General features: G+C 42.8%; 17 protein-coding genes, 4 tRNA genes and 1 pseudogene. 8 read left to right on the forward strand and 14 right to left on the reverse strand.

The annotated features are described in order from the left end of the window. Positions 1-22 precede the first annotated feature (22 nt). From mraY to GBI66_RS07975, 7 genes and pseudogenes are all read right to left on the reverse strand, one after another. Entirely contained in the window at positions 23-1,141 is a 1,119-nt protein-coding gene (mraY, locus tag GBI66_RS07945; protein ID WP_005185546.1) for a phospho-N-acetylmuramoyl-pentapeptide-transferase, read from the reverse strand. Further along, on the reverse strand, positions 1,142-2,539 hold the full coding sequence (gene murF / locus GBI66_RS07950) for a UDP-N-acetylmuramoyl-tripeptide--D-alanyl-D-alanine ligase (RefSeq protein WP_151715710.1): 1,398 nt from the start codon (positions 2,537-2,539) through the stop codon (positions 1,142-1,144). It abuts the gene before it with no gap. Positions 2,540-2,561: 22 nt separating this feature from the next. Then, the gene (locus GBI66_RS07955) at positions 2,562-4,061 is read right to left on the reverse strand and encodes a UDP-N-acetylmuramoyl-L-alanyl-D-glutamate--2,6-diaminopimelate ligase (RefSeq protein WP_151715711.1); all 1,500 of its coding nucleotides are present in this window, start codon (positions 4,059-4,061) and stop codon (positions 2,562-2,564) included. Positions 4,062-4,064: 3 nt separating this feature from the next. Then, a pseudogene (gene ftsI, locus GBI66_RS07960) lies at positions 4,065-5,898 on the reverse strand (penicillin-binding protein PBP3). A 10-nt stretch (positions 5,899-5,908) separates the two neighbouring features. Next, on the reverse strand, positions 5,909-6,247 hold the full coding sequence (locus tag GBI66_RS07965; protein ID WP_004803889.1) for a cell division protein FtsL: 339 nt from the start codon (positions 6,245-6,247) through the stop codon (positions 5,909-5,911). A gap of 2 nt (positions 6,248-6,249) precedes the next feature. Next, entirely contained in the window at positions 6,250-7,170 is a 921-nt protein-coding gene (gene rsmH / locus GBI66_RS07970; protein WP_005185559.1) for a 16S rRNA (cytosine(1402)-N(4))-methyltransferase RsmH, read from the reverse strand. A 197-nt stretch (positions 7,171-7,367) separates the two neighbouring features. Further along, positions 7,368-8,363: a sulfate ABC transporter substrate-binding protein gene (locus tag GBI66_RS07975; protein WP_151715712.1), complete on the reverse strand. Its 996-nt coding sequence runs from the start codon at positions 8,361-8,363 to the stop codon at positions 7,368-7,370. A 410-nt stretch (positions 8,364-8,773) separates the two neighbouring features. Between GBI66_RS07975 and GBI66_RS07980 the strand changes: the two genes are divergently transcribed. The 7 genes from GBI66_RS07980 (at position 8,774) to GBI66_RS08010 (ending at position 12,953) form a co-directional block, all read left to right on the forward strand. Continuing rightward, a complete protein-coding gene (locus tag GBI66_RS07980) occupies positions 8,774-9,079 on the forward strand; it encodes a hypothetical protein (RefSeq protein ID WP_005185566.1) in 306 nt (101 codons plus the stop codon). A 108-nt stretch (positions 9,080-9,187) separates the two neighbouring features. Continuing rightward, positions 9,188-10,696, forward strand: a complete 1,509-nt coding sequence (gene gltX, locus GBI66_RS07985; RefSeq protein ID WP_151715713.1) for a glutamate--tRNA ligase — start codon at positions 9,188-9,190, stop codon at positions 10,694-10,696. A gap of 58 nt (positions 10,697-10,754) precedes the next feature. Beyond that, positions 10,755-10,830 (forward strand) — tRNA-Ala (locus tag GBI66_RS07990). Between the two features lie 69 nt (positions 10,831-10,899). After that, positions 10,900-10,975 (forward strand) — tRNA-Glu (locus GBI66_RS07995). 110 nt (positions 10,976-11,085) lie between these two features. Beyond that, entirely contained in the window at positions 11,086-12,492 is a 1,407-nt protein-coding gene (locus tag GBI66_RS08000) for an amino acid permease (RefSeq protein ID WP_005185572.1), read from the forward strand. Between the two features lie 213 nt (positions 12,493-12,705). Next, positions 12,706-12,781 (forward strand) — tRNA-Glu (locus GBI66_RS08005). Between the two features lie 96 nt (positions 12,782-12,877). Continuing rightward, a tRNA-Glu gene (locus tag GBI66_RS08010) sits at positions 12,878-12,953 on the forward strand. Positions 12,954-12,997: 44 nt separating this feature from the next. Here GBI66_RS08010 and GBI66_RS08015 read toward each other — a convergent pair. Then, the gene (locus GBI66_RS08015; RefSeq protein ID WP_005185574.1) at positions 12,998-13,933 is read right to left on the reverse strand and encodes a hypothetical protein; all 936 of its coding nucleotides are present in this window, start codon (positions 13,931-13,933) and stop codon (positions 12,998-13,000) included. Between the two features lie 187 nt (positions 13,934-14,120). Then, complete coding sequence (locus GBI66_RS08020; protein ID WP_151715714.1) at positions 14,121-15,707, reverse strand: hypothetical protein; 1,587 nt, start codon at positions 15,705-15,707, stop codon at positions 14,121-14,123. A gap of 230 nt (positions 15,708-15,937) precedes the next feature. Between GBI66_RS08020 and GBI66_RS08025 the strand changes: the two genes are divergently transcribed. Further along, positions 15,938-16,276, forward strand: coding sequence for a hypothetical protein (locus GBI66_RS08025; RefSeq protein ID WP_005185581.1), 339 nt, complete (start codon positions 15,938-15,940; stop codon positions 16,274-16,276). Positions 16,277-16,309: 33 nt separating this feature from the next. Here GBI66_RS08025 and GBI66_RS08030 read toward each other — a convergent pair whose 3' ends face one another. The 5 genes from GBI66_RS08030 to GBI66_RS08050 form a co-directional block, all read right to left on the reverse strand. After that, the gene (locus GBI66_RS08030) at positions 16,310-17,254 is read right to left on the reverse strand and encodes a cation diffusion facilitator family transporter (RefSeq protein WP_151715715.1); all 945 of its coding nucleotides are present in this window, start codon (positions 17,252-17,254) and stop codon (positions 16,310-16,312) included. Between the two features lie 132 nt (positions 17,255-17,386). Continuing rightward, complete coding sequence (locus GBI66_RS08035) at positions 17,387-20,554, reverse strand: efflux RND transporter permease subunit (protein WP_151715716.1); 3,168 nt, start codon at positions 20,552-20,554, stop codon at positions 17,387-17,389. Then, positions 20,544-21,779, reverse strand: coding sequence for an efflux RND transporter periplasmic adaptor subunit (locus GBI66_RS08040; RefSeq protein WP_151715717.1), 1,236 nt, complete (start codon positions 21,777-21,779; stop codon positions 20,544-20,546). Before GBI66_RS08040 ends, GBI66_RS08035 begins: the two co-directional genes overlap by 11 nt. Beyond that, the gene (locus GBI66_RS08045) at positions 21,779-23,200 is read right to left on the reverse strand and encodes a TolC family protein (protein WP_151715718.1); all 1,422 of its coding nucleotides are present in this window, start codon (positions 23,198-23,200) and stop codon (positions 21,779-21,781) included. The genes GBI66_RS08040 and GBI66_RS08045 overlap by 1 nt, the downstream gene beginning before the upstream one ends. A gap of 53 nt (positions 23,201-23,253) precedes the next feature. After that, positions 23,254-23,652: a cation efflux protein, CzcI-like gene (locus tag GBI66_RS08050; protein WP_212749401.1), complete on the reverse strand. Its 399-nt coding sequence runs from the start codon at positions 23,650-23,652 to the stop codon at positions 23,254-23,256. Between the last annotated feature and the right edge of the window lie 11 nt (positions 23,653-23,663).

Raw genomic sequence — 23,663 nt, forward strand, 5'->3', positions numbered from 1 at the left:
AGCTTCTTTCTTGAATCTTGGTTTAACGTAATTTTAAGGTCATTAAGCCTAACACGACGAGGAAAATCGTGATAATCCAGAAACGAATCACAACCTGAGTTTCTTTCCAGCCTTGTTTTTCATAATGATGATGCAAAGGCGCCATCAAGAAAACACGCTTATTACGCATGCGCAATGAACCGATTTGCAGGAATACAGAAATCGCTTCCATCACAAATACACCGCCCATAATGGCAAATACGATTTCTTGACGAACCATGACCGCAATAGTACCGAGCATCGCGCCAAGTGCCAACGCACCGACATCACCCATAAAGACTTGGGCTGGATGAGCATTGTACCAAAGGAAGGCCAAACCAGCACCAACCATGGCAGAACAGATCACTACCAATTCAGAGGTATATTTTACATAAGGAATATGCAAATAATTGGCAAAACGAATATCACCAGACAAATAGGCGAACACACCTAGACCCGCCGCAACCATAACGATCGGCATAATTGCCAAACCGTCTAAGCCATCGGTAAGATTCACCGCATTCGATGCGCCATTGATCACCAGATAAGTAAACACAATAAATGCTAGACCCAATGGCACAGCAGATAGAGGAATAGAAAGATTCTTGAAGAATGGGATCAGCAAATCTAGCATATTCTCAGTATGCACGACGCTATCTTGTTGTTTTGCAATGACATATAAAGCAATACCTGCTCCTAGAGACGCTACCGAAGTCCAGAAGAACTTCTTCCGTGCTGGCAAACCTGCATTGTCTTTGTAACGAACTTTAATCCAGTCATCCGCCCACCCAACAGCACCAAACACCACCATGACACCCAGTACAATCCAAACATATGGGTTAGATAAGTCAGCCCACAACAGGGTACTAATCCCAATAGAAAGCAAAATGAGAATCCCGCCCATGGTTGGCGTTCCCATTTTTTTGGCATGGTTTTCAGGTGCAAAAGAGCTCACTGCCTGACCATATTTTAATGCCTGTAATTTACGAATCATCACTGGTCCTAAAACCAATCCAATCGTCAAGGCCGTCAGCAAGCTCAACAAAGAGCGCAATGTTAAATAACGAACAACCTGAAACGAACTGTTATAGTCCGCCAATTGCTCAAATAACCATAACAACATTTAAATTTTCTCCATCAAGTCAGCCATCAACGTTTCCATGTGGGTATAACGAGACCCTTTGAATAGGAAACTCATTGACTGGGGTTGATGTGTTTGGACTAAATTAATTAAAAACGGTAATGCTTCTGCCTGTGTTGCAAAGGCATGTAACTTTTCTGAATGAGATGAACCTTGTTGCGCTGCTTCAGCGAATTCACCGACGACAACCAGATGCTCTAATGGTAACGATGCCAAGTCTCGGCCGAGATCATGATGCTCTTGCCAGCTACTGTCACCCAGCTCACCAATATCTCCCATCACCATGACTTTTAGGCCCTGCTGCTGCAAGAGCACCTGTGCTGCTGCACGCATGGAAGTCGGGTTAGCATTATAAGTATCATCAATAAACAGGTGATTCTGCTGCTGAATAAAGTTCAGACGACCTTTGGCACCTTGTGCTTGCTCTAAGCCTTGCACAATATCATCAAGCGCAATACCAAGCGCTAAAGCAAATGCAGTCGCTGCTGCGGCATTCTGTACATTGTGCGCACCTGCGAATGGTAGATTTACCGAACGATTGCCTTGTGGAGTATGCAAGTTAAATTGTGCTGATTGAGGATGAAGCTGAATATCTGTCGCAAAAATATCACCGCCTTCACCGAAACTGAGAATCGGATGTGCCTGTGCATTTTCACGAATCGTAGCTGCAAAATCATCTTGTGCAGGAACGATCGCAGTACCTTGAGGCAAAATATGCGCATAGATTTCTGATTTAGCGCGGCAAATACCTTCACGTCCACCAAACTCACCTAAGTGCGCTGTACCAATATTTAAAATCCCAGCCACATGCGGCTGAACCAGATTCGAAGTGTAATCAATTTCACCTTGATGACTGGCACCCAGTTCCATTACGGCATACTGATGCTCAGGGCGTAGCTCAAGTAACATCATCGGAACACCGAGATCGTTATTCAGGTTGCCACGGGTAATCAAGGTCGGCGCCAAGCGAGATAAAATACTGCCCAACATTTCTTTGGTGGTGGTTTTACCACTACTGCCTGTTAAAGCAATCACTTTTAATTGCGGGTTGTGTTGGCGACGATATGCTCCAAGATACCCTAATGCCAAACGCGTATCCTTGACAACCAACTGAGCGATATCAGCATCGACAGGATGATCAACAATCGCAATTTGGCACCCTTGTGCTGCTACTTGTGCCACAAAATTATGTGCATCAAAACGTTCACCCTTTAATGCAAGGAAAGCATCACCTGCTTCTGCATGACGTGAATCAGTTAAAATACGTTTAATTTCACCTTGCGGAAGCTTCTGTTGAAACCACTCGCCTTGTGTGGCCTGTTGTAATTGTTCTGCGGTCCAAGGTTGTAATGGAACAGTACTGGTCGTTGAAGTATGCATACGCTTTATTTACCTTTTAACCTTATTGCGCAGGATAGGCTGAATCGACAGGATGTGGCTGTGCATCAATCGCAGACTGCACCTCAACCACATCATCAAACCAATGGCGAACCCCATCAATCTCCTGATAGTTTTCATGTCCTTTGCCCGCGATCACCACAATATCACCTGCTTGGGCTTGCGCCACCACAAATTTAATCGCTTCACGACGATCATGAATTTCATGCATCTCATGTTCTGAGAAATTGATGCTTTGCTTCATATCCGCAAAAATCTGTTCAGGATTCTCAGTTCGCGGATTATCCGAAGTCAGCACAACAGGATTGGCATGATCAAGTGCAGCTTGAGTCATGAGTGGACGTTTGCCACGATCACGATCGCCACCACAACCAAATACCGCCCATAATTGTCCAGTCAAATGACGCTTCAAGGTCGTCAGCACTTGGATCAAAGCATCAGGTGTATGCGCATAATCCACTACGAATAGACGCTCAGCATCTTGAATGACCTGCATACGGCCTGGTGCGCCTTTCAGTTGCGGCACAAACTGGACCAAATCAGCCAAGGCAAAACCAGCAGACTCTGCTGCAATCAGGCTGGCTAATAAATTCTCAACATTAAACTGCCCAAGTAATGGACTTTGCACCACATAATGACCTGTCGGAGCAATTAATGTAAAACTTGCTCCACTCAAACGATATTGCAAATCCGCAATATAATAATCCGCTGTCGTCTGAGTTAAAGAATAAGTCAGAATTTTCGGCTGTGCTGGATTCGTCTTCGCAGCTTCCAACATCAGCTGTGCATGTGCATCATCCAAGTTGATCACTACAGCTTTTAAGGTCGTAAATTTAAACAATAAGGCTTTGGCTTCAGCATAAGCCTCCAAAGTACCGTGATAATCCAGATGGTCACGACTTAAATTACTGTACACCGCAATTTCAAGCTCACAACCATTAAGACGCCCTTGCTCCAAACCATGTGAACTGGCTTCCAGTGCAACAAAACTTGCGCCTTGCTTGGCATAGCCATGTAACGCATGCTGTAATTGTAGTGCATCCAAGGTGGTATGTGTGGATGGTGTTAAATTTGGCAGAATCCCATTACCCGTGGTCCCCATCACAGCACAGCCTTTACCTTGTGAACTAATCAGCTCCGCAATGAGGCGTGAAATCGTGGTTTTGCCATTGGTTCCTGTCACCGCAATACCACGTAAAGGCTGAACAGGATCAGTCGCTTGTAAATACTGCTTCTGCCATTCGCCCATTTGATAACGGACATCAGCACAAACCCATTCGTTTGCGAGACCCAATGGTGCCTCACTGATTACGGCCAATGCACCTGCATCCAAAGCATTTTGTGCAAACTGGCGTGTTTTTTCAGGTTGGCTATAGCTATTTAAAGCAATAAAAATTTGCCCTTTCTCAACCTTACGACTATCCAAAGAAAAACCCTGAAAAGGTTGGGTGTACCAAGCCGCATCTATGCTGATCGGGTGTATCTGTTGAAAACGAATCGACATAATTTACCTACGGATTGGATTTTATAGAAGTATCAAGTGGTTTATCTAAAGGCACATTCAAAAGGCGTAAAGACTCTTGCATAATGCGCGCAAATACAGGCGCAGCAACCAAACCACCATAGTAACGGCCTTGTGGATTTTCAACCACGACAATCATGGCTAAACGCGGATCACTGATCGGCGCAACACCTGCAAATAAAGCACGATATTCACTGTTTGAGTAACCTTTACGGTCTGCACGTAATTTATGCGCTGTCCCTGTCTTACCCCCAACGCGATAGCCAGGAATCACCGCTTGCTTAGCCGTACCACCAGGCATGGTGACTTGTTCTAGCATGGTCAGTACTTGATCGGCAATTTTAGGACTCAATACCTGTGTGCCTTCTGGAGCCTTATCCAATTTTCGCAAACTCAATGGCATTTGTACGCCATGATTTGCCAACATGGCATAACCTTGTGCAACTTGTAAAATTGTCGCATTCAAACCATAACCATACGCCATGGTCCCCAACTGCGATGGATTGAGCTTATCGCCTGAATAGAGCAAACCAGAACTTTCACCTGGAAATTTCACCGCTGAACGATGGCCGAAACCTGCACGTCTAAAGAAAGACGGGACGGTATCTTTTGGTAAAGACAAGGCAATTTTAGCCGAACCCACGTTCGAAGATTTAATAATCACCCCAGAAACGGTTAAAGCACCATAGTTATGGGTATCACGAATGGTATGCCAACCTAAACGCATCGATCCTGGTGAAGTATTAACAATCGTATTCGGCGTGTATTTACCGCTTTCCAAGGCAGCAGCCACTGTAAACGGCTTCATGGTTGAACCTGGTTCAAACATATCAATCGCGCCACGGTTACGCATCGCATCTTTATTGCTGAGACCATTCTTATCGTTCGGGTTATACGACGGCCAACTGGTCATCGCCAAAATTTCACCCGTTTTAACATCGACTGCAATCGCAGTTGCTGAGCGTGCATTATTGGCCACACCTGCAGCCGTCAGTTCACGGTACATAATATATTGCAAACGTGAATCAATACTCAGGGTGACATTTTCACCTGATTCAACTTCTTTAATGACTTCTGAAACTTTCAGACGATTACCCTTTTTATCGCGGATAATTTTCTGCTCGCCATCCATGCCTGACAACTGTTTATTCAGTTGCATTTCCAAACCTTCAATCCCCACCCCTTCACTATTGGTCAAACCAATAATTTGTGCATTTGGCTGCGGTTGTGGATAGTAGCGTTTATAGCTTTTCTCTGCATAAACGCCTTGGAAATTACGCTTGGTAATCAAGTCAGCTTGTTGTGGTGGAATTTCTTTTTGCAAAACTAAATAACGTGAACGTGGACGTGCCTGCATTTGTTTCTTTAAATCTGCACGATCTACACCAACTGCATCTGCCAATTCATCTAGGTTCAAGTTTTTATCGGGCAATTGACGTTTTAATTTACGATTATTCGGATCTTTTTTGAGTTCTGCCGTGATGTCATCAAATTGCTGTTTGGTTTCCCAATAATCTCTTGGGTCCATCACAATTTTCATGATCGGGGTACTAATCGCCAAAGGTACGCCATGGCGATCACTAATCACACCACGCATCGCCTCTAAACGCTCAGTCCTTAAAATATTGGCATTGGCCTTATTTTGCAAAAAGTCTTTATTGACCACTTGCACGTAGAACGCACGTGCAATCAACACAACAAAACAAAGAAGCACCGTTCCCCAAAGCAGATAAAATCGCCACATATCCAAAGCAAGGGTCGGTCTTTCAGAAATAGACTGCTGTTTTTTTCGTATTGGTTTACTTCGCTTATCTGCCATACAGCATGCCTTATTTATCTTGCTTTGAAGTCATAGGTAAAGAAATCACAACCGTCTGCGTTGCAGGAGGTGAGAACATACGTAGTTGAGTGACTGCGCGAGAACCAATCTGTGCGGTTGCACCAAAGGTTTGCTGTTCAATCAATAAACGCCCCCATTCAGCGTTCAAATCATCTCTTTCACGCATATATGCACTCAAGTCACGATAATCATGACGGTATTCAAATACTTGAAACACCACCATCATCGCACTTGTAAACACCAATGCAACGAGTACAGCATACACAACAACCTTTTTCAGTCCTTTTCTGCTGCTTGGTTTAACGTCGTCATCATTCTTGTTGTTCATTCTCAGCCTTTTTGCTCTAAACGCTCAGCCACGCGTAGCCATGCACTACGCGAACGAGGATTTGCTTTTACTTCTGCTTCACTCGCACGAATACGAGAAACTTTCTTTAAACGTCGAGTATCGACCTGTGCTTGAGGCATACCCCAGCCCGTGTCTTCAGCCAAACTCGATTCTTTTTGAATAAACTGCTTGATTAAACGATCTTCCAAAGAATGAAAGCTAATCACTGCCAGCTGCGCAGTTGGTTTTAATAATGTGACAGCTTGCGGTAAAAATGTCTCGATATCATCTAGTTCTTTGTTAATGGCAATACGAATCGCCTGAAAAGTACGCGTTGCAGGATGCTTATGCTTTTCCCATTTTGGATGTGCAGTTTTAACCACTTCTGCCAGTTGGGCAGTCGTTGTCATTTCACCTGCCAATTTAATCGCTTTGGCAATGCGGCGGCTATAACGCTCTTCGCCATATTGATAGATAATGTTTGCGAGTTTTTCTTCTTCAATTTCAAGTAACCACTCAGCTGCTGTTAAACCTTGCGAATTATCCATCCGCATATCCAACGGCCCATTTTGCATGAAGCTAAAACCACGTTCAGCTTGGTCCAATTGTGGTGATGACACACCTAAGTCAGCCATAATGCCATCAACCTCAGTCAGTCCAATTTGAGCTAACTCGGATTGAATATCTGCAAAACTGGCATGAATAATTTTAAAACGTGGATCTTCTTGTTCTAATTGTGCTGCAACTTCAAGTGCTTGAGGGTCTTTATCGAAGGCATAAACACGTGCATTTTGGTCTAGTTTTGAAAGTAATAACTTGGTATGTCCACCACGACCAAAGGTCGCATCGACAAAAATACCAGTATCGCGACCTGCCAATACGCCATCAACGGTTTCATGAAGTAAGACAGAAATATGCGACATAAGAAATGGATCAACAGCTGAAAATGTAACTGCACATTATCACCTTGTTTTATGCCAGCACCAAACGACTTTTTGTAGAGAATTCTTAACTTTTCATAGATAAAACCGTTTTCTTATCATTTTTCACTCAATAAAAAAGCAAACACCTTCGGTATTTGCTTTTTGATCATTCACTTTAATCTCAGTAGAAACTGAATTTATGGTTTTTCCGCATAAATCTGGTCAAAAATCGCACCATTCACAAAATGTGTTTTTTGTGCTTTTGCCCAGCCACCAAACACATCATCAATCTTGAAGAGTTTAATCTTTGGAAATTGCTGAGCATATTTGGCAGCAACCTGTGGATTACGCGGACGGAAATAATATTTCGCAGCCAGCTCTTGCCCTAAAGGTGAATAAAGGAAATTTAAGTAACCACGCGCTAACTGACGGTTGCCATTTTTATCGACAGTTTTATCAACGATTGCCACAGAAGGTTCAGCCAAAATCGAAATTGAAGGATACACAATTTCAAATTTATCTTTTCCTAAGCCTTGAGTTGCCAATAATGCTTCATTTTCCCAAGACAACAATACATCGCCAATGCCACGTTCAGCAAAAGTGGTGAGTGAACCACGTGCACCCGAGTCTAAGACTTTGACATTTTGATAAAGCTTTTTCACTAATTCACGTGCCTTGGCATCATTACCACCCGGCTGTTTCAATGCATAACCCCAAGCTGATAAATAAATCCAACGCGGCGCGCCACCAGTTTTAGGGTTTGGAGTGATAATTTCTACACCTGACTTGGTCAAGTCATTCCAGTCACGAATATTCTTTGGATTGCCCTTACGCACTAAAAACACCACGGTTGAGGTATAAGGCGCAGAGTTATCTTTAAATTGTTTTTGCCAATCTTTACGAATTAAACCTGCATTGGCAATTTCATCAATATCATTGGCCAATGCGAGCGTTACAACATCTGCCTGTAAGCCATCTATGACTGAACGCGCCTGTTTACCCGAGCCACCATGCGACTGTTTGAAATCAACATCCTGCCCTGTTCTTTTTTTCCAGTACTGACCAAATGCTTGATTGTATTCTTGATAAAACTCACGTGTTGGATCATAAGACACGTTTAAAAAAGTAGTTGCCGCTTGTGCTACGCCATTTAAGCCCCACGCCAACAATGCTGCTGCGATGACAGTTTTCATTTATTGTTTACTCATTTCGCCCCGTTTGTCACCACTATATTTCTTTAAAAATAATTTACAATCATATAGTTATATCAATAAATTTATTGCTATTCTGTTTTTGAGATATAGCCCTAGTCCGTATTTTTTGTATTAAAACAATACTCAGCCTGTTATTTTTATGGCAAAATGAGAAAAGTTATCATTCTCCACTTTTTCTACACATTTGCTTGCTAAATTCTAGTTGTATACAAAGTAGCCACATTGCTATAAATAAACACTAGGATGTGTCAAATTTTTATATTTTTGTAAAAAGTGTGACATATATCAACTTTTTTATTAAGATTTATGTTTAAATCGTATTATTAAAGCAATACTATAGTTGTTTGGTTAGTCTTGTAGACTCAAAATCATATAAGGGGATGTGAGCAATGCGAGCATTAAATTTGAAAAAAACACTAAGCTTAAGCTTATTTTTAGTATGTTCTATTCAATTTGGACATGCAGCAGCAATTAAAGAAAGCAATAACATAAAAACAATTGATAAATCTTCTTCGAGCTTAATTGTTAAAGCACTTGATCAGCAAAAACGTAATACTGGTTTATTACCCTCATCAGACGATGAGTTAAAGATGTTGAATACGATTCGAACCACACCAACACAGACCTTCTTTGCCAGCCAGCATGAACGTTTTTCTCGTTTCGTCCAAACCATATTTCAACCGCATACCTCTTAATATTTCTTAAATATGTGCCCCTTCACATGTTTAAATGAAGCCTAGTCATGCCGTGACTAGGCTTTTTCGTTATAATAGTTTCAATTTAAATTTAAGCTCCGATAATTTATGAAAGTCCGTACCCGTATTGCGCCTTCTCCTACAGGTTTTCCCCATGTAGGTACTGCTTATATTGCGTTATTTAATTTATGTTTTGCCAAACAACATGGCGGTGAATTTATTTTACGTATTGAAGATACGGATCAACTTCGTTCAACGCCAGAATCTGAAAAAATGATTTTAGACTCTTTGCGCTGGTTAGGGTTGAATTGGTCTGAAGGTCCGGATGTTGGCGGCCCACATGCCCCTTATCGCCAATCAGAGCGCATGGGCATTTATAAGCAATACGCGCTTGAATTAGTTGAAAAAGGACATGCTTTCTACTGCTTTGCAACCGCAGAAGAGCTTGACCAAATGCGTGCTGAACAGCAAGCACGTGGCGAAACACCTAAATACGATGGCCGCGGCTTAAAATTATCTCAAGAAGAAGTACAACGTCGTCTTGCTGCGGGTGAGCCACATGTTATCCGTATGAAAGTACCAGAAGAAGGCATTTGTAAAATTAATGACTTACTCCGTGGTGAAGTTGAGATTCCATGGGCGCAGGTCGACATGCAAGTGCTGTTAAAAACAGATGGTTTACCAACTTACCACCTTGCCAATGTAGTGGATGACCACTTAATGGAAATCACTCACGTGTTACGTGGTGAGGAGTGGCTACCATCAGCACCGAAGCATCAATTGCTGTATCAATATTTCGGTTGGGACATGCCAACATTGTGTCATATGCCATTGTTACGTAATCCAGATAAGTCAAAACTATCTAAACGTAAAAATCCGACCTCAATCAACTATTATCGCGACATCGGTGTATTACCAGAAGCGTTGTTGAATTATTTAGGCCGTATGGGTTGGTCAATGCCGGATGAGCGTGAAGTATTTACCCTACAGGACATGATTGAAAACTTTGATGTACAACGTGTTTCTCTAGGTGGTCCAATCTTTGATGTCGAGAAACTCAACTGGCTCAATGGTCAGTGGATCAAAGCATTAACCCCAGGACAGCTTTTAGACCGCTTATTGGCATGGAAAAGTGACCGTCAAACGCTTGAGGATATTGCTGCTGCAATTCAACCACGTATCAATTTACTCTCTGAAGCAGTGAATTGGGCAGGTTTCTATTTCAATCACATGCCACAAATCAGCAAAGAGCAGTTTGAAAGCAAAAAATTGACCGAAGAGCAAGTTCGTCAAAGCTTACAATTTGCCATTTGGCGTTTAGAAAGCCAGTTCACGTGGAACAATGACACAGTCAGCCAAACCTTGATGGACTTGGCCAATCAGATGGAGGTTAAGCTTCGTGATTTCATGCCAGCTTTCTTTATCGCAATCGCAGGTTCAACCAGCTCTACTCCTGTGATGCAATCTATGGTGACATTAGGTCCAGATTTGACCTTTGCACGCTTGCGTCATGCTTTAGAGATCGTGGGAGCACCAAGCAAGAAAGAACTGAAAATTTGGGAAAAGCTAAATGAATCACTAAAACTGCCGAAAAATGATGCAAATAGTGAGACTTAATTCAGTTTAATGATTGACGTGTGAGCGCATTCCCCCTAATATTGCGCTCACACATTCTGGGGTCATAGCTCAGTTGGTAGAGCGCTACAATGGCATTGTAGAGGTCAGCAGTTCGATCCTGCTTGGCTCCACCAGATTCTCGAAATCGCACTGCTTTTCCGAGATGAAGTTAGACTTTCAGTCATGTATGTGTTGCCTCATCTGTCCCTATCGTCTAGAGGCCTAGGACATCGCCCTTTCACGGCGGTAACCGGGGTTCGAATCCCCGTAGGGACGCCATATTCTCAAATAGAATAATTATATTTTTCTAATAATCTTTCTCAAGCAGATTGCACATTTTCGAATTTTCCATAAAATAGCCGCTTCTCTATGCTTGGACAAATTGTCGTATGCAATCTTCCAACTCAAATGCGAATTCAGAACCAACAACGCTAAAGCGTGCCATGAGCACTCGCCATTTAGTCATGCTTTCTTTAGGTGGCGCGATTGGTACAGGTTTGTTTTTAGGTTCTGGCGAAGTTATCGCTCAAACCGGCCCTGTGGGTGCAATTATTGCCTATGTTTTAGGTGGTTTAATTGCTTATATGGTCATGCTCTGCTTAGGTGAGCTTGCAGTACACATGCCTGTTGCTGGATCTTTTGGTGCATACGCTCAAAAATATATTGGTCCAGGCACAGGTTATATGATTTCTTGGGTCTACTGGCTCACATGGACCGCAACTTTAGGTACAGAATTTACCGCTGCCGCCTTACTGATGCAGGAATGGTTTCCGCACATTTCCATGTGGATTTGGACCATTATTTTTGCTGTCACCATTTTGGGTTTAAATCTCACCTCAACCCGAATGTTCGCCGAATCCGAATTCTGGTTGGCCTTAGTTAAAGTAGTCACCGTCATTGCCTTTATCATTCTAGGCTTGATGGCTATTTTTGGTTTCATTCCATTCCAAGGTTATGAATCAGCACCACTATTTCATAATTTGACTGCACACGGTTGGTTCCCACAAGGACTTATTCCAATATTTACCACCATGTTGATTGTTAACTTTGCCTTTTCTGGCACAGAATTGATTGGTGTTGCTGCAGGTGAAACCAAAGACCCTGCTGAGAATGTTCCAAAGGCAATCAATGCCGCGATCTGGCGTTTATTGATTTTCTTTGTCGGCACAATCGTGGTGATCAGTGCTTTACTTCCATTCCAAGTCGCTGGCTTAGGCGGTGAAGGGGTGAGTAGCAGTCCTTTCGTAACAGTATTTAACTACATTGGTATTCCTTATGCCGATGATATTATCCGTTTCGTAATTATTACTGCACTCCTCTCTGCTGCAAACTCGGGTCTTTATGCTGCATCACGTATGATGTGGTCTTTATCAGATCAGCGTCAGTTACCAAGTGTATTCTCGCGCTTATCAAAAAGTGGCACCCCGATTATTGCGCTTGTCGTGACCATGTTTGGTGCGATTCCAGGTCTGTTATCAGAACACTTTGCCCCTGAGACGATTTTTAAGAATTTATTAGGTGTTGCAGCATTTACCATGGTCATCGTCTGGATGAGTATTTGCTGGAGTCAATTTAACTTTAGACGCCAATGGTACAAAGCGGGACATAGCGCAAAAGACTTAAAATTTGCTGCACCGCTTTATCCTATCGTACCCATCTTAGGTTTTATCTTCTGTTTTATTACTGGCTTAAGTATGGCGGCAGATCCTGAGATGCAAGCAGGCTTTATTGGTTGTTTGCTGTTTATTGCAGCATGTTACCTAAGTCATTATGTTTTCTATCGAAACCGTAAATAATCAAATCTCATAAAAAATGCAGCTTAAGCTGCATTTTTTATATCTACTAATAAACCATTTATTTGATGATTTTTTCGCTTAACTACTTATTTTTGATTATTTATCCTGCGATATGTTTTATTTTTAGACACTTATTCACTTTTTTTAAATTTTATTCAGAAAAGTGTTTGACACCCTATCTAATTCACCCTAATATACGCCCACCTCTGAAACGTCCCTATCGTCTAGAGGCCTAGGACATCGCCCTTTCACGGCGGTAACCGGGGTTCGAATCCCCGTAGGGACGCCACTAAATTCGAGGAAAGGCAAAGATAAATCATCTTGCTGAGAATTTAGGCTTACAAGCGATATGTTTCATATTCTGTAAGTAAATCTCCTCCGATAAGTCCCTATCGTCTAGAGGCCTAGGACATCGCCCTTTCACGGCGGTAACCGGGGTTCGAATCCCCGTAGGGACGCCAAATTCTGAAAAAAGCCACTGCATTGACAGTGGCTTTTTTATTGCCTATTCGCTGCCAATACCGACCTGAACTTCTAGACGGCCTGATTGTACACGTAAACCTCGAATCTCAAATTGGTCCACCAATTGTTGTACCAAATCACGACTTTCTTGCAAAATATTCAAACCAGGTAAAATACTAAAATCAGTCAGACTTAACAGTTTATCAACCATCCAAGAACGGTTATTAATGAAATCAATAAAACCCGCTTCTTCAAGATCGATATACCAAAGACGATGCCCTTCCTTCTGAATGCCAGGCACATCACGAATCAAATGATTAATCAGGAATGGAATCGGTAAAGAGTTAATCACCTCAAAACTGACATTACCCACCCGACGCGCTGCCCAGTTGGTTAAAGTTCCGCCATGACGAATCTGTAAATCAAGATGCTCATCAACTTGGCGCAGACGCAAATATTTTTCCTGCCCGATACGGCATTCCAGCACATTAAATTCTAGCGAAAGGCGATACAGAAAACGACGATAATGTCCATCTAGCTCAATGTGGAAGCGATCATTGCCACATTCAATTTTAATATCATCGATTTCAGAGCGATCCATACGTTTTCGGATCTGATTATTAAGCAGCATTTCAGGTAAATATAAGGTGAGACTACTTTTTCCTAGCGATGCTCTTGCCATCGTTAATGCAACTTGACGTGCCGCTTCACTGGTTTCTGAAACCATGTCACGAACGGTATTGCGTACCCCTTCAACACCCCGCTTGGTATGATGTGTTACATGATCTAAAGCATCTAATGCTGCATCTGCCACCCCAGCGATATTACGTGAGGTATCACTGGCAAATTCAACCGCATCTTGTGCATGTTGCAATGTTTTATTGATCAGTCGACGTGATAATGATGGTTTATCATCAGATGATGATTCATCTGCTGGCATAATATCGAACATCGCCTTTTTATCATCTTGTCGATTCAAGATGTTCTCCCTCTTCCCTTTCTTGCTGACTCATTTCTTATGAGCGTCGATCTGCTTTATGAACTTATTAGACGTTTTTCTGTAGATTAGCATGCCCTGCACAGCAATTTGCGTATTTTTGTTGCGCGATACTAAATTATTTACGTCATCAAATCATCGCTTCCATTCCGAAATTTCCATCCTTCATCTACTCGTTATTCTCTGCTTGCACAAATTGAATCTGGCTCAAACGAATTGCTTTGTACTGCTCCAATGCGGACTCAAGCCGTTGTATCTTTTCTTGGCCAATACCAAAATTCGACAATTCACGCAGTGCCACCCAAGCTGCTTGCATCTGATCCAATTCATTGCCTTTTTCTAACTTTGTCTGCATCCACGCCACTAAGTCTTGAGCACGTTTTTGCATTTCAAACTGCAAGGCGAATAATCCACTACTAAGTGCAACTTCATTCCACTGTTTAAGCAAATGATCAACCTGTCTAAACTGTTTCATTTGCTGTTGTAAATATGGATTCAGGGCCTCTTGGTAGAACCACACAGCAAAGGTTTTCATTTCCTGAACCACAATGTCTCGCTGCGCATACAATGCTGCTCGCTCTGGATGTTGTTTATTCAAACGCACATCCCCCAGATAAGCCATAAGACCTTGTTCTAAGATGATCCGAATTTGACCGAGACTTAGCTCGACGATATGTGTCGATTCAATCTCAGCAAGTAAAGTAGCCAGTTCAATTTTTTGTTCAGGTTGCAGCAATACTTCCAAACGATTTGCATCTTGTTGCAACACTCGCCATAACTGAGCAAGCAAATGTGCGCTATCTGATGATGAACTTTCTTCAACCTGCAGCAAGCGTTGTAACGCTTTTTGCAAACTTGCTGACTGTGCCAGACCTTCTACTATACGAGCTTCACTTAATAATTGTGGTGCATGTGCAATTACGGCCTGACTAAAAGGAATATGCGACTCCTTAGCACCCAGCATTCCATTGAGAGATTTTCCCAATGAATTTAAGCCACGTCCAACATCTGCCAAGATATTGCTTTCAGTGGCTCGCGTTTTTAAGATGGACTCAGGCAATAACTGACTCACCGCGCGTTGCAAGGACTTGTCATAATTTTTCTGGTCAATTGGCTTTTGATAGTGAATCAGCAGATGCATGGCATATTCAGCATCACTTACTTGCAGTTTATATTCAGGCTGATTTCGACTTAATAAACAGTCAATATATGCATAAAATGCAATTTCGTTACGCTGAGTAGATTGCTGGGCTGCCCATTCATACCATTCAATTGCTTGGTCATATTTTGCTGCACCCGCATAGGCTTTCGCTAAAGCAATAGCGTGTTGAGCAGTTGGATAGTGCTGTTGGAAATAGTTGAGTAATTCAATTTTAGGTTGTTGGTCTAAACAACGATCAAGTTGACGTAGGTAGCCATTGATTTGCTGCTGTGTGGGTTGCGTCACGATGAAATTAAGTCGATACATCAAGCATTGTTCATACCAAGCGCATTTACGCGCATGAAATTCATAAGCAGCAAGCAGCTCATCTTCAATCAGTTGAATCAATTCTGTGGAATAGAGAATATCTTCATCATTCTCATGTTTAAATTTCCAGTGCTTGGGTAAGGAAACTTTAAATAATCGCAATAGGAAATGAGCACTCAGATCAGGACTTTCCATGCTCACCAGCATCAACTTATCTTGAGTTGAAAGATGCTCTTTTCCTTTCTGTATGCGTGACAAACGCAATTTTAGAATCTTGGTGGGTAACATGCGTTTCCTTTCGCACTATTCAGCCAGTTCATCTCGCAACTTAGCAGACTGAACATCCTTTTGCGAACAGCTTTAGACGAGCTGTAGCGTGACCTTCTAGGCAACCATATACGCAGCACGCTATATCCGTACATTGGAAAAAATAAGTAAATTTATGTATTTGAAACGCTCAGGATTTTTGCTTTTACATAAATTTCGCTAAAATAGACAAAACAGAATAGGAATCCTCTATGCAATACCGCTGCCCGAAATGTCAAAGTGTGAAGATTATGCCTGCGAGTCAGGGTGCCAACAGCCCGCGCCCGAATGTGCCAAAAAGTTTAGTACTTCTCGTCCCAGCTATTTTCATTTTATTGATCTTGGTCTTGATTAGTGTTGCGATGTGGATTTTTGGCAATGGCGCAGGTCAAGGTCTACAAATCGCAACCGTGGTCGTCTTTGTCATCTGTGTGATTGCAGGCGTTTTATTTTGGCGTGATTTGCCTGATTTTAAAATTTCAATGCAATCCTTTATGCAGGCACAAAAGCATTGGAAATGCCGTGACTGCAACAATGAATGGCAAAATTAAGATCACATTAAAAGTGTTACACCTCACATCAGCTTAATGCTGATGTGACGGATCATGTTCTAATTCTTCATCATGTTGATGCGTATGCTGACAATTCATTTCTGCATCATCTTCAATTTGCAAGGTAACCTCACCAATCTCATGCTTATGCGCCAGCATATCAATTGCCGCACGATGTAGCTGATTACGATCTGCATTCGGAGCAAACAGATGCACTGTAAGATGAATATTCTTTGATGTGATCGCCCATACCTTCAATTGATGGATACTTTCCACCCCATCGAGTGCAAGTAAATCATTGCGTAGTTTTTCAATATCGACTTCTTCAGGCACGCCTTCCAATAAAATATTGATACTCTGTCTGAGCAGAATCCATGTTCTCGGTAATACCCAAAAACCGATGGCAACCGCGAGAATGGTATCGACCCAATACCAATTGGTGTAATAAATTACAATCGCACCAATAATCACACCCACCGAACCCAGTGCATCACTCAACACTTCGAGATAAGCACCTTTCATATTCAGGCTTTCCGCCGCACTCGACATCAAAATCTTCATCGAAATCAAATTAATGATCAAACCCAATGATGCCACGATCAGCATGCCAACACTTTGAATCTCAGGTGGTTGAGTAAAACGTTGGTAGGCTTCATAAAGAATATAGATTGCCACAAAGAATAGCATCGACGCGTTAAATAATGCCGCCAGAATTTCAAAACGTTGATAGCCAAAAGTACGTTTATTATCCGCAGGCCGTTTCGCGATTTTAATTGCAGCTAGAGCGATCGCTAAAGCAGCAGCATCGGTAAACATATGCGCAGCATCGGACAATAAAGCCAAACTTTGTGTAATTAAACCCGCGACTACTTCAACGATTAAGAATGTTGAGGTTAATACCAACGCGATCGTAAGTTTTTTTGCATTGCCTTCAGTAACGACTGCATGACTATGATCATGCCCTTGATGTCCACTCATGTTGGACTCCTTATCATTATCAAAATAAGACCCATCTGTTTCAGGTCTTATAGTCAGCCAAAGCTGGGATAGCTCTGGCTGGTTCAGATTCTTCTTAATAAAATGTTTAATTAAGAAGATAGCATAAATGGATTAAGTTGCGGTTTCCTGACTTTTTCGCTCTTTAACCTCATTCATCCAACGATAAACCACAGGCAAGATCAACAAGGTCAGTAAGGTAGATGAAATAATCCCGCCAATCACCACGGTTGCCAACGGGCGTTGCACTTCAGCACCCGTACCCGTGGCAATCGCCATCGGAATAAAGCCCAGCGATGCGACAAAAGCCGTCATGAGCACAGGTCGTAGACGCAATACGGCGCCATGCCATGTTGCATAATGGACATCGTATTGTTCTCTCAACTCTTTGATAAAGCTCAGCATCACCAGACCATTCAATACGGCCACGCCAGATAGCGCAATAAAGCCAACGCCCGCAGACATCGACAATGGAATATCGCGTAACCACAGCGCCACCAAACCGCCTGACAAGGCAAATGGCACGCCACTAAACACCAGCAAGCTTTCTTTAAAGTTATTAAAGACTGCCATTAACAGAACAAAGATCATCAGCAATGCCAATGGCACCACAATTTGCATTCTGGCTTTAGCAGAGGCTAGATTTTCAAACTGACCGCCATAACCGAGCCAATAACCGCTTGGTAATTTTTGCTGTGCAAGTTTCTGCTGCATCTCACCCACGAATGAACCCAAATCACGATCTCGAACATTGGTCGTCACGACAACACGACGCTTACCGTTCTCACGACTAAGCTGTGCCAAACCTAAGATATTTTCAACTTTAGCCACATCTTGCAATTTGATCAGGCCACCATTGGGTAGCTGAATCGGCAACATGGCCAATTGCTGCGGTGTCCGCATCACATCATCCAAACGCACCACAAAATCAAAACGACGGTCACCCTGCAAAATCTGTCCAACACTTTGTCCACCAATACTGGCAGCGACCAAGTCCTGAATGGATTTCACTGATAAACCATATTGCGCAGCCAGTGCATGATCAATATCAACATTGAGCAAAGGTAAACCGTCCGTTTGCTCGACCTTCACTTCACTTGAGCCTGTGATGGTTCTTAAGGTTTGAGCGACTTTTTCTGCCTCTTGGTTCAATACCTGCATATCATCACCAAAAATTTTCACCCCGATATCACTACGTACCCCTGAGATCAGTTCGTTGAAACGTAATTCAATCGGCTGAGAAAACTCACTGTTATTGCCAGGAATTTTCTCAACATAGGCCAACATTTTGGTACGCAACTCATCGATGGTTTCCGACTTATCGGGCCATTGATCACGCGGTTTTAACAGAACGATTGCATCAGAAATATTCGGAGGCATTACATCTGTTGCTACTTCGGCCGTTCCTGTACGCGCAAAAATTGCTTTGATTTCAGGAAATTCTGCAAGCAACTGCTTTTCAACACTTTCCTGAATTTTGAGCGACTCTTCAATCCCAGTACTCGGTGCACGCATCAATTGTAAAGCAAAGTCTCCTTCACTCAGTTGTGGTGCAAACTCACTCCCGACACGCGAACCAATCGCAGCAGTGAGTATCAAAATAGTCACTGCACCTGCCACCACCACATAACGAAAGGCATAGGCTTTATCCAACAAGGCCTCATAATTGCGTTTTAATGCAGCCATCCAGCGGCTTTCTTTTTCTTTTACCTCACCCGTGACAAATAAAGCCACCGCTGCAGGAACAAAAGTCACAGATAAAATGATTGCTCCGATTAATGCCAATACCACCGTCATCGCCATAGGATGGAACATTTTTGCTTCCACACCTGCTAGCGCAAAGATTGGCAAATACACCACCATAATGATGATTTGTCCAAAAATCAGCGGACGTCGAGCTTGTTTTGCTGCCAAGAATACTTCGGTAAAACGTTCTGAACGGGTTAGGAGTCGACCTTTATGATGTTGTGCTTCTGCCAATCGTCGAATACAGTTTTCGACAATTACCACCGCACCATCGACAATAATCCCGAAATCCAATGCCCCCAAACTCATCAGGTTGGCACTGATCTTTTGCTCTGCCATTCCTGTCAGCGTAAATAACATCGACAGCGGAATAATACAGGCGGTAATCAGTGCAGCACGGAAGTTCCCCAAAAACACAAATAGGATCACAATCACAAGGATTGCACCTTCAATCAGGTTCTTGGCCACCGTTTTAATGGCTTTATCAACTAGATGACTACGGTTGTATACGGTTTCAATCACCACACCTTCAGGTAATGAGCGTTTGATTTCCTGCATCTTGCTATCTAAGGCTTGGGCGATAGATTTACTGTTCTCGCCCATCATCATCATGGCAATACCGAGTACGGTTTCTTCACCGTTGTACGTTGCACCACCTGTTCTTAGATCATGCCCAATCGAAACCGTTGCAACATCGGCAACACGAATCGGTAAACCATTTTTGGTACTGACCGTGACATTCTCAATGTCCTGTACGGTCTTTAACATGCCCGGAATACGTACGGTAAGCTGTTGACCATTTTCTTCAATAAAACCGGCACCACGGTTTTCATTATTTTCAGTGAGTACAGTTTGCAAATCGCTTAAGGGAATTTGCAGCTGTTGTAAGCGTTTTAAATCTGGAGAAACCACATAGGTCTTGTTGTATCCACCAATCGTATTGATTTCAGCAACACCCGGCACACGTTGTAATTGAGGGCGAACAATCCAGTCCTGAATTTCACGCAGATCCATAGCCTGATAAGGTGTACCATCGGCCTTTTTGGCATTCGGTTCAGCCTTGATCACCCATTGATAGATCTCCCCTAGACCCGTTGAAATCGGTGACATCTGTGGATCAATATCATCAGGCAAAGCACTTTTGGCTTCCTGTAAGCGTTGGTTAATCAGCTGACGTGCCCAATAGATATCAGTACCATCTTTAAAGATCACCGTGACTTGGGATAAGCCGTAACGGGAGATCGAACGGGTTTGTTCCAAATTAGGAATACCCGACATGGCATTTTCAATCGGATAAGTAATTCGCTGTTCAACCTCAGGGGCAGTGAATCCACCTGCTTGGCTGTTAATTTGTACCTGTACGTTAGTAATGTCAGGCACGGCATCAATCGACAGTTTTTGGTAGCTATAAATACCAACTCCGATCCACGCCACCACAAACAGCATGACCCAAATCGCATTACGGATTGAAAACTGAATAATCCGATCAAACAAGCCTTCCGCGGGAGGAAGCTGTAACTTATCTTTAATGTCCATGCTCAGCCTCTCCCTTCTCGATCTCAGATTTCAAAAGGAAACTGCCTTGACTGACATATTGTTGCTTTTCAGTCAGACCCGATTGGATTTCCACCCACTGTCCATCACTTGAATAATTACCCAGTTGTACTGGGGTTGGGGTGAAATGCATCTGGTCTTTCTCTTGCCTAGCAACAAAAACCGTGGCTTTGCCTTCAATCTGCTGAATCGCCGCTTTGGCAACACGAAGTACAGGCTTCTTGTCTGTGCCATCTAACAACACGTTCACCATCAGATTAGGGCGTAATTCTTTGGCTGGGGTTAACACTTTGGCACGCACCTGCAAACGACCTGTCTGGGTATCTGCCGCAGTAGTCAAAGTCTGAATTTGTGCTTTAAAGCTATTATTGGTTTGCAGCGACTTAAACTCGATCTGCTGATCTGGTTGGACATTGATGTTATTCACACTTGGTAAAATAAACTCAATCCAGAGTTGGTCCAGCTGATCAATCACAAATAACTGCTTATCGGCGGTAATTTGCTCACCCACCACAATATCTTTCAAACTCACCACACCACTTAAAGGCGCGGTTAAAACATAACGCCCCTGACTGCCGCTCGATGCACCTAGAGCTGATAAGCGGCTACGTGCAGCTTGTACCTGAATCTGTGCCTGACGATAAGCATTATAAGCACGTTGATAATCCTGACGTGCAGAAACACCTTGTTCCCAAAGTTGTTTTTCACGTTGATAATCTTGCTGGGCAAGGGTTAAAGCTTCTTGGGCAATACTTAAATTGGCTTGTTGATCTACCAAATCAGGAATAAATAGAGTGGCTAAAACTTGCCCTTTTTTGACTTGTTGACCCAGTACCGCATTGACGCTTTCCACACGTCCAGCAAAGGTCGCTGAAACATGTGCTTGTTGATCAGTATTGGTCACCAGTTTTGCAGGGTAAGCAAATTGCTGCCCAACTTCACCTACACCAACCTGAGCCAGTTTAACGCCATACTCAGTCATCTGTTTTGGGGTCAGATTCAGACTGCCCTCCTCACTTTCTTGACCATGACCTGCTTCACCTTCTGTATGACCTTCTTCGCCTTCGGCATGACTATCACCCGCTGCCTCCGCTTCACCACTGGCTTTGTTCTTGCCAGTAAAAAATAATAAAGCGCTGAGGATTAAGCCAACCACGACAACCAGAATGACCCAAAACCACTGTTTTTTAGATTTATTTGTCGACATTATTCTGCTCCTATTACAGTGGGAAGGTTATTGGTATCTTTCCAAAGGGTCTGATTAATTTGATTTAATGCATCACTTGAACTCACCATACTCGGTTCAATTCCCAGTGCTAAACTCTCTGCCTCAATCTGTTTTTGCCATGCACTTTTAAGTAACTGCACCTTATTTAAACGTTGATCCTGCAATTGCATGGTGGCTTGCTGCACATCAGTAATGGCATATTTACCGACTTTGAAACCGAGCAGCATTTTCTCTTGCACCGTTTCAGACAATGGAATTTGTCGCTGATTGACCAGATCAAACTGTTGTTTTAGACCAGTCAACTCTGCGCTTAAAGTCTGAATTGCATTTAAGTTTTGTTGCTTATAAAACTGTTGCTGCTTAACCAGTAGATCTTGCTTGGCATTGGCAATACGCAATGAATATTGCTGGCGATTAAAAATATTCAACGGAATATCAATGCCTAATCTGAACTTGTTATCCGTCGAATTTGTTTCTGCACTTTTACTTTGCACCATCCCCAAATTCAGGGTTGGATTCGGTCGATTGAATACTTTTAAATAATCAATATTGGCTTTTTGTCGCACAATATCGAGTTGAATTGCTCGCTCAAATAAATTGTTCTGCAAATAACTTTGCAAATCTTTTTGTTGCGGCCATACATTGCTTGCCTGAGCGGAGAATCGACCGTCCGTACTGCCCCATAAATTCGCCAGTTGGCGCTTTGCAGTAGCTAAAGCCAGTTCGGTTTGTTGAAATAAACGTTGATTTTCAATATGTGCCATCAGGGTACGATCTAAATCGACCTGTGCAATGCTCCCAGCTTGCAGTCTTAAACGCGTGGCATCTAAAGTAGCCTGACTGGTTTTTAACTGTGCCTGAACCACGTCATGTTCCAGCTCTAACACCACCACTTGCGACCACAGATATTTGACTGCCAACTCAAGTTGAGCATCGTATAACTCTTGATTAAGACCCACTTGGGAAGCTTGCACATCAGCGAGTTTCACAGCTGCACGGCGTTCGCCAAAAACGTCCAGTTTTTGCGAAAGACCAAATTCTAATTCCTTGTCTTTACCAGATCTGAAATCAGTTTGTTGAATCGAAATACTTGGGTTTGTCCATAAACGCGCTTGTTTAACATTGGCCTCGGCGATCCCTTGCTGAGTTTGCCAAACGCCCATACTTGCCTGATGCTGTTTAACATCTTGCAGGATTTGTTCAAAATTCAGGTTTCGCTGTGCCGCCTGAGTCGAAGCATGATTTACATCAAGCAAAGCCTCTGCTGCTGCAGATTGACTATGAATCACAGTCGCTAAAGCAATCGCTAAGACTGGCCATTTGAATGCCAATGAAGGCGTACGATGTTCTACTGCATTTTTCTTAAACGCATAGGTACGCTGATTTAAATTTAAAGACATATAAAGCCCCGCAAATAATAAGGTTGCGGTGGGCTATTTTTCGGCTACCCCACCTATAGCGGGGTCAATACAGGGGGAGGATTTAGTTCTGATAAATGCGGGGACTGGTAGGAATTGGACCAGTAGTATTTTGGTTGTGCTTCATGAGTCCGCAAAATGGGTTCATTTAACTGTTGCTGTGCTTCCGTCACGACCACATGGAAACAAGAAGGCAAATGATCATGGTGATCCTGCAAACTTAATGGCATCGGTAAATCCGAAGCGTATTGATCCACCAGTTTTGAATACTTCTCAGAAACCTGTACATTTTCAGGAACGTGATGCCCGAAATGATTCGAAGTACTGTATTCACCCGACTTTTCATGCGCGCAATAAGCTGCAGCCACATTCCAGAAACTTTGGAACATGAACAAACTCAGCAAGACGGTCACAAAAATCGTTGAGCGTTGCAACAGCACACCCT

It is taken from the genome of Acinetobacter sp. TUM15071, from assembly GCF_008980925.1.
Lineage (GTDB): Bacteria > Pseudomonadota > Gammaproteobacteria > Pseudomonadales > Moraxellaceae > Acinetobacter > Acinetobacter dispersus.

Coding starts and splice junctions, on each gene's coding strand:
- GBI66_RS08030 (WP_151715715.1), bottom strand. CDS start 17,254: ATGAGTGGACATCAAGGGCATGATCATAGTCATGCAGTCGTTACTGAA.
- GBI66_RS07980 (WP_005185566.1), top strand. CDS start 8,774: ATGCGAGCATTAAATTTGAAAAAAACACTAAGCTTAAGCTTATTTTTA.
- GBI66_RS07975 (WP_151715712.1), bottom strand. CDS start 8,363: ATGAAAACTGTCATCGCAGCAGCATTGTTGGCGTGGGGCTTAAATGGC.
- GBI66_RS08035 (WP_151715716.1), bottom strand. CDS start 20,554: ATGGACATTAAAGATAAGTTACAGCTTCCTCCCGCGGAAGGCTTGTTT.
- GBI66_RS07965 (WP_004803889.1), bottom strand. CDS start 6,247: ATGAACAACAAGAATGATGACGACGTTAAACCAAGCAGCAGAAAAGGA.
- mraY (WP_005185546.1), bottom strand. CDS start 1,141: ATGTTGTTATGGTTATTTGAGCAATTGGCGGACTATAACAGTTCGTTT.
- GBI66_RS08020 (WP_151715714.1), bottom strand. CDS start 15,707: ATGTTACCCACCAAGATTCTAAAATTGCGTTTGTCACGCATACAGAAA.
- GBI66_RS08000 (WP_005185572.1), top strand. CDS start 11,086: ATGCAATCTTCCAACTCAAATGCGAATTCAGAACCAACAACGCTAAAG.
- GBI66_RS08045 (WP_151715718.1), bottom strand. CDS start 23,200: ATGTCTTTAAATTTAAATCAGCGTACCTATGCGTTTAAGAAAAATGCA.
- GBI66_RS08040 (WP_151715717.1), bottom strand. CDS start 21,779: ATGTCGACAAATAAATCTAAAAAACAGTGGTTTTGGGTCATTCTGGTT.
- GBI66_RS07955 (WP_151715711.1), bottom strand. CDS start 4,061: ATGTCGATTCGTTTTCAACAGATACACCCGATCAGCATAGATGCGGCT.
- GBI66_RS08025 (WP_005185581.1), top strand. CDS start 15,938: ATGCAATACCGCTGCCCGAAATGTCAAAGTGTGAAGATTATGCCTGCG.
- murF (WP_151715710.1), bottom strand. CDS start 2,539: ATGCATACTTCAACGACCAGTACTGTTCCATTACAACCTTGGACCGCA.
- gltX (WP_151715713.1), top strand. CDS start 9,188: ATGAAAGTCCGTACCCGTATTGCGCCTTCTCCTACAGGTTTTCCCCAT.
- rsmH (WP_005185559.1), bottom strand. CDS start 7,170: ATGTCGCATATTTCTGTCTTACTTCATGAAACCGTTGATGGCGTATTG.